The organism is Mesorhizobium sp. M7A.F.Ca.CA.004.06.1.1 (assembly GCF_003999135.1).
Taxonomy (GTDB): domain Bacteria; phylum Pseudomonadota; class Alphaproteobacteria; order Rhizobiales; family Rhizobiaceae; genus Mesorhizobium.
The window spans coordinates 1-602 of record NZ_RZPQ01001373.1; the positions used below are offsets into that span (position 1 = coordinate 1).

The window sequence follows — 602 nt, forward strand, 5'->3', positions numbered from 1 at the left end:
GTCGCGATGTTGGCATCATGGTCCATGTCGGTGATGACGATCTCGTCGCGCTCCTGCAGCATCTGGCCGATGCCGAGGCTGACCAGGCGGATGAACGAGGTGGCGTTCATGCCGAAGCAGATTTCCGCCGGGCTATAGGCGTTGATGAGCAGCGCGACGCTTGTCCGCGCATCGGCGACCGACTGGTCGACAGTGACGCTGCGGCCATAACGGCCGCCACGCTGCACATTGTGCGAAACCAGATGGTTGGTCACCGCGTCGAGCACGCTCTGCGGAATTTGCGCGCCGGCGGCATTGTCCAAAAAGATGAAGTCGCCGGCCCGTTGCAGGGCTGGAAACATGGCGCGGATGGCGTCGACGGGGAACGCGGTGGCATTCGCATTGTCGGTTTGATGCTTGTTCACGGGGTAGGCTCCTGCGGAGGACTTGGGCGGGGTGGGATCGGTTGACGAGGTCAGCGCTTCTTTTCGGTCTTGAAGCGCTCTTCAAGCAGGCTGACGAGGCGGACCATCGGCCAGAGAAAGATGAGATAGACAAGGGCTGCGCCGATCAGCGGCGAGGGGTTGGCGTAAAGCGACTGCGCGTTGGTCGCTTCCTTCAAG

General features: G+C 62.0%; 1 protein-coding gene and 1 pseudogene. Both read right to left on the reverse strand.

Translation table 11 applies throughout. The features are described 5' to 3' along the window. The coding region (locus EN906_RS36405; protein ID WP_127375885.1) for an aminotransferase class V-fold PLP-dependent enzyme at positions 1-404 on the reverse strand (404 nt) is incomplete at its 3' end. 50 nt (positions 405-454) lie between these two features. Next, positions 455-602, reverse strand: a pseudogene (locus EN906_RS38715) (amino acid ABC transporter permease); the annotation flags it as partial.